This window comes from Myxococcus vastator (genome assembly GCF_010894475.1).
Taxonomy (GTDB): domain Bacteria; phylum Myxococcota; class Myxococcia; order Myxococcales; family Myxococcaceae; genus Myxococcus; species Myxococcus vastator.
On the sequence record NZ_JAAIYB010000726.1, the window covers coordinates 1 to 2,568 of the forward strand.

2 protein-coding genes are annotated in these 2,568 nt (G+C 72.7%); both read left to right on the top strand.

The window, feature by feature from the left end:
- On the top strand, nt 1-1,748 hold a 1,748-nt coding region (locus G4D87_RS36575; protein ID WP_240358901.1), incomplete at its 5' end, for a lamin tail domain-containing protein.
- Complete coding sequence (locus G4D87_RS36580; protein ID WP_163787414.1) at nt 1,748-2,221, top strand: thermonuclease family protein; 474 nt, start codon at nt 1,748-1,750, stop codon at nt 2,219-2,221. The genes G4D87_RS36575 and G4D87_RS36580, both read left to right, overlap by 1 nt.
- The last annotated feature ends 347 nt before the right edge of the window (nt 2,222-2,568 follow it).

The window sequence follows — 2,568 nt, forward strand, 5'->3', positions numbered from 1 at the left end:
GTGGTGGGACGCCCCTGGACGGAGACGTGGACGCGGCGTGCGCGGGGCTGCTGCCCGGTGACGTCGTCATCACCGAGTACCTCAACGACCCGGTGGGGACGGACACGGGGCAGGAGTACGTGGAGCTGCACAACCCCACGCGCGCGCCCGTGGACCTGTACGGGCTGACGCTCTACGCGTCGCGCTCGGATGGCTCGCAGGAGAAGGCCTACGCCGTCATTGAGGAGCTGACGGTGGCGGCGGGGGACTCCGTGGTGCTGGGCGATGTGCGCGACGGACCGGTGCCCGCGCATGTCGACCATGCCTATGGCGACGGGCTGGGAGCGCTGGGGAACACGGGCGGACGGCTGGGCATTCGGTGCGGGGAGCGGGTGCTGGACGAGGTCCCGCTCTCCGCGCCCGCGAAGAGCGGGGTGTCGCGCATCTACGACGGCCGACTGGTGCCGGACATGGCGGGGAACGACGACCTGGCCCGCTGGTGTGACTCGCCCGACGCGGGGGCCGGTGGGGCGTTCCAGGGCAGCCCTGGCGCCGCGAACGCGCCCTGTGGCCCCGTGGGTGACGCGGGCGTCCCGGAGGACGCGGGCGTGGTGGCGACGTGCAGGCCCGCGGGCGCCGGTGCGGTGAGGCCCGTCCTGCCGCCGGCGCCTGGGGACCTGGTCATCACCGAGGTCATGGCCAACCCGCGTGGCGACGACACGATGGGGGAGTGGGTGGAGCTGCGGGCCACGGCCCCCGTGGACCTCAACGGCGTGACGCTGGTTGCCGAGGCGGGTGAGGCGACCGTGAAGGCGGAGGGGTGCCTGTCGCTCGCGGCGGGGGAGTACGCGGTGCTGGCCCGCCGCACGGATGCCACCCTCAACGGAGGGCTTCCTCCGCCCGTGGCGACCTTCAGCATGGACCTGCGCAACGCGGGCGGCCGGCTGCAGGTGAAGGCCGGGGGCGTGGTGGTCGACGCGGCCGACTACGGTCTGGCGGTGGATGGCGTGGCCACGCAGGTGTCCGCACCGCTCGCGGACGCCGTCCAGAACGACGCGCCCTCCGCATGGTGCGCGGCCACGGCCGCCTATGGCTCGCGCGGCAACCAGGGGACACCCGGCCGTGGGAATCGTGTCTGTGAGGGAGACGCTGGCACGCCGGGCGGCGACGGCGACGGTGGAACCGCTGATGGCGGCGTGGATGCCGGGACGCTCGAGGACGGATGTATTGACCGGACCACCGGGAGGACTCGGGCGCGCAGGGTGCCTGATGCGGGCTCGCTCGTGCTCACCGAGTTCATGGCGGACCCCCAGGCGGTGGCGGACGCCACGGGGGAGTGGGTGGAGGTGCTCGCGCTGCGCGACGTGGACCTCAACGGGGTGTCGCTGTCCAACGAAGGCGGGGGCCGCTCGACGTTCGACTCGGCGCTGTGTCTGGCCGTCAGGGCTGGAGGCCGGGCGGTCCTGGCGCGCAGTGAGGATGTGTCCCGCAATGGCGGGCTGCCCGCGGTGCTCGGCACCTTCAACTTCAACCTGGCGAATACCGCGGGCAGCCGGAAGCTCCAGCTCTCGGTGGAAGGCCGCGTGCTTGACGATGTGTCGTGGACGGGGGCGGCCATCCCAGGTGTGTCCTCGCAGCTCGACCCCGGGCGCGGCGACCCGCAGCGCAATGACTGGCCCGGGAGCTTCTGCCCCACGCCCGAGTCGGCCCGTTATGGCCGGGGCGACCGGGGCACGCCGGGAGGGGTGAACCGCTCATGCGCGCTTTGATGAAAGGTGCGGTGGCCTGCTTGCTGGCGGCCTGTGGTGGGGGGGACGCGGACGTCGCTTGCGGCCCCGCTTCGGGACGCGTGGCGGAGGTCCTGGATGGGGACACGGTCGTCCTGGAGAGCGGCGAGCGTGTCCGCTACCTGCTCGCGGATGCACCGGAGCGCACGGGGGCGGGCGGTGACTGCTTCGGTCCGGAGGCCCATGCCTTCAACCGGGGACTCGTCGACGGCAGGCGGGTGACGCTGACCTATGGCGAGGCGTGCGAGGACCGCTTCGGTCGGCTCCTTGCCTACGTGTCCGTGGACGGCCGGGAGGTGAACACGCTGTTGGTGGAGAGAGGCCATGCCTGCGTGCTCCACGTTCCTCCCGCGGGCCGTTCGAGGCGCGCGGAGTTCGAGGCCCTGGAGGCGCAGGCCCGGCTGGCGAGGCGCGGTGTCTGGGGGGCTTGCGCGCCCGTTCCCTGTCAGCGGTGAACCACCTGTCGGAAGAGGCGCCAGCGTGGTCGCCTCTTCCACGAGGCATCATCCGAGCCTGACTCGGAGACGGGCAGCCCGGCCGGGGGACGGGATGTATCCCAAGTGGTAACAGCCACGCGCGGCCCGCATGGTGAGGGTGGGCGTTCCTGGCTGGGAGGCTGGTAAGGACATGCCAGGGCAATCATCGACCACGACGGCGCGCGCATGAGCCCACGCGTCATGGCGACGCTCACGCTGCCGGATGCGCTGGAAGTCCTGAGGGAGGACATCACCCGGCGCTGGCTGGCGGAGGTGGGCGCCGCGCTCGGGGCACTCGCTCCGCTGGCGAGCGCGGAGGCGGGGGG